Source organism: Paraburkholderia tropica (assembly GCF_900109265.1).
Taxonomy (GTDB): Bacteria; Pseudomonadota; Gammaproteobacteria; order Burkholderiales; family Burkholderiaceae; genus Paraburkholderia; species Paraburkholderia tropica.
In genome coordinates this window covers 1-6,133 of record NZ_FNZM01000052.1, presented here as the reverse complement: position 1 = coordinate 6,133, position 6,133 = coordinate 1, and the positions used below count along the sequence as shown (strand labels likewise).

Genomic DNA, 6,133 nt, shown 5'->3' with positions numbered 1-6,133 from the left:
GAGTCCATGTACGAATGTAGAGCTGCAGCCCATCCTGTTCGTCAACACCTTGGAGACCTGGCGCAAAGGGGGGCGTTCATGTAGACACTTTCAATACGGTCTACGGAAACCCCAATCGTGCCCGCGCGCTCGTTTTTTGCTTCTGTGGCGCCAACCCCGCGCAGTTTCACGCCGCGGACGGTTCGGGCTATAGCCTGTGGGCGGAGCAGGTTGTGGCACTCGATGCATTGAACCCGCAGGTTGCCGCAAGGCTCGCGCGTATGCTCGAACGATGGCGTGCTTATGTGCCCGCCCTGCGCGAGCCAATGCGCGGCGCGCTCGCCGCAGTCGCCGGGCAGGTCGGGTCGCGTGACGTGATCGAAGTGGTCCGCAAGGCGCTTGGTTGACGTCTTTCGATCCTGAATTTACGAGCGCAGCGCGTTAGCCAGACGCGCTTCTGTGTTATTGACGCGTGCGATGTTATCGAGTTGCTCGTTGAGCTGCGATAGCCCGTAGAACGCAATTGCCGAAGTCGTTAACAGCAACGTCGCCAGAAAACCAAAGCCGGCGCCCAGCTCCAGCAGGAACCGCGTGATGTGGCGCGTGAGTGCCTGCTCGATGTCCCGTTCCTGCGCGTCCTCGACGAGGTCCACGAAATCGAAGATGTATGGATCCTTCAGCGCTTCGCGCGCGAGATCCGACTGGGGCGGTGGCAGCCGCTCCGTGAGGTTCGTGACGGCGCTCCCGGCACGCATGCGCCCCGGTGTCGATCTGCATGGCCAGCACGTTGCGCGACCTGCCGTGCTCCAGGGCCTGGCTGCGTACCAGTCCCGCTCCGCTGCGCACTCAGCAATCCCGCCTTGGTGAGCGCACCGCTTAAAAAATCATTTTCCAGGCTGAGTTGGCCGATCTTGGCGTGCAGGGTCTTCACGTCCACCGGTGGCTCGCTCGACACCGGGCCGGCCGCACCGAACACGTCAGCCGCACGCTCCTGCAACTGCCGTTTCCACTCTGTGATCTGGTTCGGATGCACATCGAACTGCTGCGCCAGTTCGGCCAGCGTGCGCTCGCCCTTGACTGCCGCCAGGGCCACTTTCGCTTTGAATGCCGCTGAGTGCGTGCGTCGGGTTCGTTTCGTCATTTTCTCGGTTCCTTTGCCTGCATTATCGCTGGCTCAGGCCCCGATCATTCCACTTATCCCGCTGTCCGATTTTGCGCGGCCACCTCTGTCTACAATGCTCGCAGCTGTCGATGCGTGTTGACCGCGGAGTCCGCTCGAATCCCGCTTTCCAGGCTGCCGGAGCCCGAAATCAGGATAAGTGAATCATTGCAACCGAATCATGAATGCAGAGGCGCCGGAAGGTCGAGCTGTTGCCCGGGACGATCAGGGCACGGCGCTCCTTTCACGCCAGACGCGCTGGCATCCTGTTCGGGAGACGTCGAGCCGGCAGTACTCATCCTTGGGGTGGGGCGGTGATGCGGGCCGAAGGTTCGGTGCACGGGCGATCGTTAGACTGTCTGATCCAGACAAACTTTTGTGCTTCCGTCCGTGGTGGTGCCTGTTATAGGCTATGAGGAAAATCGGCTGATCAGGTGCAGCCAGTGAATGGGCAAAGCAGACGGGGAGGTTGGAAGAATTTCATGTTGCTGATTATATCGAAAGCCTGTTTTTTCTGGGTCGTTGCGTACGTGTTCCTGAGCGCACAGTCAGCATTCTGGGCCGGGGCACGGCACAGTTGCATCATCTTGCTGCTTGAACTTGAGCCCCATCGCGCGCGTGGCCGGAGAGAACTGGCCCGCGCGCGGCTGCTGAGGTGGTTTGGCCTGTCGGCGGTCGTGGCGTTGCCGGTGGCCATTGCAACATTTATCGTTGCAATCGTGCAATGATGCTTCACACGCCACTTCATCGCTAACATACTCAGCATTCCTGTCATGCGTGTAGAGTTGTGTACCAAGTCCACCAGTTGATCGCGCGGTACACGCGGCTTGATCAGCATCGCTTTGTCGGTCTCGTCCACACCGTGAACGGCAAATCAATTCTTGGCAAGATCGATTCCGATAGTGATAATAGGCATGGACTTCCCCTCTCGCTGGTGTCGATGAACGTTCGCAACTTCATCCTGGCACATTGATGCCGACTCGCGGCTTCCGCCGCAGCCTCAGAACGGGGAAGTCCCTTTCATTCTCTAGGCAACGGCAACGGCGACGTGCTTGCCATGGCAGCGTTTCAGTGCCACTCCCAAACGGGCCAGCGCCCGGCGCGTTGTGACAGCTTTTATTTTGTTCTACGCCTGCTGCACTTGCCAACACAGATTGCGCATCTCGGACAGATGGCCGCGAAACGCGAGCTCGGTTACCTCGACTTCCTTGAACAGGCCTTGAAGGACGAGGCGATGGCTCGCGCGGAACGAATGCGCGGATGCTGACGCGTCTGGCTGTCTTCCCTGCAATCAATACGCTTGACGAGTTCGACTCTGAATTCGTGCTCGGCGTGCCGAAAGCACTGGTTCTCGAACTCGACAGTCTCGCCTTTGTGGAGCGCACCGAGAATGTCGTGCTTCTCGGACCCGTGGCGTTGGGAAAACCCATCGACGCAACACGCAAGCTACCGGTCTGAACGGCAGTGTACGAATTGAATTTGATTAGGACTTCATATCCGTCGGAATCAAATCCTGTTCCGTTACGATTCCGCGCATGATCGCTTAGCCCGCTGGCAGCGGATCGTCGTCACGCTGCCAGTCGACTTGCGCGTCAATATCGCTGCCCACAAACCAGCTGTCGGCGAGGCGGGCAAAACCACGACGCACCGCATCCGGATGCCGCGCTAGAAAGCCGGGCTTGGCTGTTGCCGAACGAGGAAGCGGTGTGCGGGTACAGTGGCGAGGTGCCGCAGGTTGATCGTGGCGCGCAGGATGCGCTCCTGCCAGCATGGACATCGCTTTCAGCCAAGATATATTATAATCCGATTACCATACATGCCATTTCCTGCCGCAATGGAAAAGAAAACCGCCCGCCTGACCATCCTGATCGATCCCGACAAGAAGAACGCATTAGAAAAGCTGTGTGCCGCACAAGATCTAACCTCATCTCAGGTTGTCCGGCAGTTGATCCGCGAATATCTCGAAAGTCACGGCGTCACCTACAAGACGAAGAACGCGCTCGGAAAACGGGTCGGCCGTAGCACGACTGATTGAGACTGACCGGGCAGGCGATGAACTCAGGCGCCCGGCTCCCAATGCGCGTGCCCGTTTTCTCGCCAGACGAGTTGCTTCGGGTCAAGACTCAGGCCGGCCATCAGGCGTCTGGCTGTCGCGGCCAGTCTCAGATCATCTGCCCATGCGTACCTGAAAGCCCGATCCAGCAGTACGCGCGGGGATGGCATCGAGCCTTGGTCTTTCCAGCCGAAGGCTACAAAATTACTGTCGTCCTCGCACCGTACCAATGCGTATGATGTTCCGAACACGGAGTTCAGACGCTCGACGTAAAGGTCAAGTGCGGGGTCGTCATCGGTGAAATTGATCGCGAGAACGCCTGTCGGCGTCAACCGTTCGCGACATGCCGTGAGGAACGTCATTTCTGTGCACTGGGGGGCGATTCCACCCGATACATATGCGTCAACCAGAATGATATCGGCTGAGTAGTCGTCGTTCTGGACGTAGTCCGCACCATTGGCGCATACGACCCGGAAGCGGGTGTCGTCTATCGGAATCCGGAACACATCGCGCAGCGCAATCACTGCCGGATCGATCTCCACCGCGATGATGTTCACTTCAGGGAGGTGCTTGTGGCAGTACTTCGCCAGCGAGCCCCCGCCCAGCCCGATCATACAGATGTGTCTCGGAGCCGGTTGCAGTAGCAGGAATCCCATCATGGTGCGCGTATAGCCGAGCGTGAGCCTGTCTGGCGCACGTCGCGACATGCAGCTCTGCGTGGAAAAGTGGTCGAAATGCAGGGACACGGCGTTTCGCGTCTCCAGCACGAATGGTCGCGTACCATTCAAGGGTGTCGAGAGGAACTCGGCTAAGGTGTCGCGGGATGTCTGGTCGTCGTTCATGCTCGACTTATCGGGTGGTCAGCAAGGGCGTGAAACGCTGCGGTGTCCGGCTGGACAATGCAGCATATGCCAGTCCGTCTTCCTGCGAAGCGAGCCCTGACATGAAGCTGAGTGCATGGGTGCTGTAGTCGCTCATGGTCGCCACCAGCGACGTGTATATCCTCGCAAGGGGGCTTCGCCGAACCTTGTGCGCAGATGCTTGATCAACGCAACCACGTACGTGCCCGGTCCATTCCTGGGGGCGGTTTTCCCCGGGAAGCCAAAGGCGTCTCCCTCGTTCCTGCGTTGCTCATGGCGGAGTCTACGCGTACATCCCATACTTCCTCCTTGCCGGTGTTCTATTGAGAATCGAGAGCATACGGGGCAGTCGTCGCATTCGCCGGGCGGCGCGTGTCCACCATGAACGTGGCAGCGGCGTCTCGCTGCGGATTGCGGCCATCATGATGTGCAAATTGCATTATCATATTATTTACATTATATTGCACTTGTGTCTCGATGCGGGTCGTCACCTTCCGGCGACCGTGGGGGGATTCGTTGAGGATGCCGCTATGCTCGATCCAGATGGGATGCTGTTGCGACCTGACCGGAGTCGTGTGCGTCTGCGGGAAATTGCCGGATGGCGGGGGCTGGTCGTAGTGGGCGTCGGTCGTGGTGGAGAGCGCGGTTTCCAGATGGTCTACCGGTTTCATGACGTCGGCGAGCAGCTCGCTGCCGTCGGCATTCACCTAGCATTCGTCTATCCGAGGGAGTCGGCCCGGCATGTGCTGGACGCGGTTTCCGTTGCCAGCACACGGTTCAGGGGGCATCCGTGGCTATTGCTCGATGCGGACGACCAGTGTTTTGCGCAGGGTATATGGCCTCGCTCGCTTGAAGCGGTGTACCTCAACCCGGAAATGAAGCGACTTGCGGGTGTCTACGTCGATCTGCAGGTCAATACCTGGGAAAGGGAATTGCGGGCATTTTTCGGAGCCTGCGAGGTTACATGTCCTGACTCCGGCGTGGGGAGATCGCGAGCGGACGTGTAGTTAGTCGTATGGAGGATTGGCGTCCCGCTAGCGTCAGCCAAGGTGCCATGCTGCGGGCGGATCATCGCGGCAAGCGGGGTGTTGATCTCGTGAAAGCCGTCGTGCGAGTCCAATTGCCTTAGGCCCGGCCTGAACTCGCCGTGAGCAATCGGTCCAAGCCATTCTTTGGAGAAGCCGTGATCGACAGGGAAACGTCAAACGAAAGAAGCATCTCCCCATCGGCAATCTGGGCGTTGCAACGCCTCGCCGAAGTAAGAGAGGGAAGAGATGCGCCGGCGCTTGGCTGGTCGGTCGCGCGAGAGTTGATCAGTGCGGGCTTTGCCGGTTATCGATCGGACATGGGCTCCGGCATCATGATTACTGCTGCGGGCCAGGCATTTCTGGCAAGCTGCAAGTAGGTCTGTGTCAAACTCACTGCAGATAGCATTCTGTCGGGGTCATTAGGCGTCGGTGGCGCCAGTTGGGTTGGACTCCGATGGGAATTGCCGGCATTGGGCCGGATGGCTGATCGATCCAGTGACGATGCGCTCAGGATGTGTTGAAACCCGCATCGCCTGCCGACCGGTTCGCCCTGCGGGAACCTGCGGTCGCAAAGGTCAAAATCTGATCTGGGCCTGATCCTGTCGGACGCCGCTGCATTTGGCAGCTACGCACTGAGGTTTGCCGGCGCATTGGTGTCAGGCCCGTCCGCCCGGAAGTCATGCGCCCAGTTGCCCATCAGCATCGCCGCGGCTTGAACGCCTCCCCCCGTGCAGCGTCTCGCGCGACATCACCTCCGAGGTGGGCATTGTCAAGTTGGCGGCTGTGGGCAACTGTGCGTCACGCGCGTAGTTATCCTTAACAGATAACGGTCTCGCTTGCGGCGGAAAGAGTCCAAGCGCGCCATGTGCCGAGGCGTTCTTGAAGTATGGCACGATGACGTGCAGCGTTCATCTGATGCCTTGGAAGCGCGAAGTGCTGACGGATCGGGCCGAAGCATGAAAGAAAAGCCTGCGTGCGACGCGCATCGCGAAAGCCACACATCTGGCGTTCGCGCCTACGGGTTGGCTGGTGGCTGTTCTCGGCGCGGTTATTT

At 59.3% G+C, this 6,133-nt stretch carries 6 protein-coding genes and 6 pseudogenes; 5 read left to right on the top strand and 7 right to left on the bottom strand.

Annotated features, from left to right (window positions below; all coding sequences use genetic code 11):
• Positions 1-107 precede the first annotated feature (107 nt).
• A pseudogene (locus BMY06_RS37920) lies at positions 108-386 on the top strand (aminopeptidase N C-terminal domain-containing protein); the annotation flags it as partial.
• Positions 387-530: 144 nt separating this feature from the next.
• Here BMY06_RS37920 and BMY06_RS40755 read toward each other — a convergent pair.
• Both BMY06_RS40755 and BMY06_RS39865 read right to left on the bottom strand, forming a co-directional pair.
• Positions 531-815: pseudogene (locus BMY06_RS40755) on the bottom strand (PDDEXK nuclease domain-containing protein); the annotation flags it as partial.
• 44 nt (positions 816-859) lie between these two features.
• A pseudogene (locus BMY06_RS39865) lies at positions 860-1,120 on the bottom strand (transposase); the annotation flags it as partial.
• Positions 1,121-1,620: 500 nt separating this feature from the next.
• On the opposite strand from BMY06_RS39865, the gene BMY06_RS39860 reads away from it, so the two are divergent.
• Positions 1,621-1,866, top strand: coding sequence for a hypothetical protein (locus tag BMY06_RS39860; RefSeq protein WP_074987905.1), 246 nt, complete (start codon positions 1,621-1,623; stop codon positions 1,864-1,866).
• A 62-nt stretch (positions 1,867-1,928) separates the two neighbouring features.
• Here BMY06_RS39860 and BMY06_RS39410 read toward each other — a convergent pair.
• Positions 1,929-2,054: pseudogene (locus BMY06_RS39410) on the bottom strand (IS110 family transposase); the annotation flags it as partial.
• 216 nt (positions 2,055-2,270) lie between these two features.
• Here BMY06_RS39410 and BMY06_RS37900 point away from each other — a divergent pair.
• A pseudogene (locus BMY06_RS37900) lies at positions 2,271-2,568 on the top strand (ATP-binding protein); the annotation flags it as partial.
• Positions 2,569-2,681: 113 nt separating this feature from the next.
• Here the strand turns inward: BMY06_RS37900 and BMY06_RS37895 are convergent.
• Positions 2,682-2,915 carry a DUF2471 family protein gene (locus tag BMY06_RS37895; RefSeq protein WP_074987904.1) on the bottom strand — a complete coding sequence of 78 codons (234 nt, stop codon included), beginning with the start codon at positions 2,913-2,915 and terminating at the stop codon, positions 2,682-2,684.
• A gap of 57 nt (positions 2,916-2,972) precedes the next feature.
• Between BMY06_RS37895 and BMY06_RS37890 the strand changes: the two genes are divergently transcribed.
• Positions 2,973-3,173 carry a ribbon-helix-helix protein, CopG family gene (locus BMY06_RS37890; protein ID WP_074987903.1) on the top strand — a complete coding sequence of 67 codons (201 nt, stop codon included), beginning with the start codon at positions 2,973-2,975 and terminating at the stop codon, positions 3,171-3,173.
• Positions 3,174-3,196: 23 nt separating this feature from the next.
• Here the strand turns inward: BMY06_RS37890 and BMY06_RS37885 are convergent, their stop codons facing one another.
• Together BMY06_RS37885 and BMY06_RS39855 are read right to left on the bottom strand one after the other, a co-directional pair.
• Complete coding sequence (locus tag BMY06_RS37885) at positions 3,197-4,033, bottom strand: spermine/spermidine synthase domain-containing protein (protein ID WP_074987902.1); 837 nt, start codon at positions 4,031-4,033, stop codon at positions 3,197-3,199.
• 338 nt (positions 4,034-4,371) lie between these two features.
• Positions 4,372-4,758 (bottom strand): hypothetical protein, encoded by a 387-nt coding sequence (locus BMY06_RS39855; protein WP_161495555.1) that lies wholly within the window; start codon positions 4,756-4,758, stop codon positions 4,372-4,374.
• A gap of 476 nt (positions 4,759-5,234) precedes the next feature.
• Here BMY06_RS39855 and BMY06_RS37875 point away from each other — a divergent pair, with 476 nt between their 5' ends.
• The gene (locus BMY06_RS37875; RefSeq protein ID WP_074987901.1) at positions 5,235-5,456 is read left to right on the top strand and encodes a hypothetical protein; all 222 of its coding nucleotides are present in this window, start codon (positions 5,235-5,237) and stop codon (positions 5,454-5,456) included.
• 439 nt (positions 5,457-5,895) lie between these two features.
• Here the strand turns inward: BMY06_RS37875 and BMY06_RS37870 are convergent.
• Positions 5,896-6,133: pseudogene (locus BMY06_RS37870) on the bottom strand (IS6 family transposase); the annotation flags it as partial.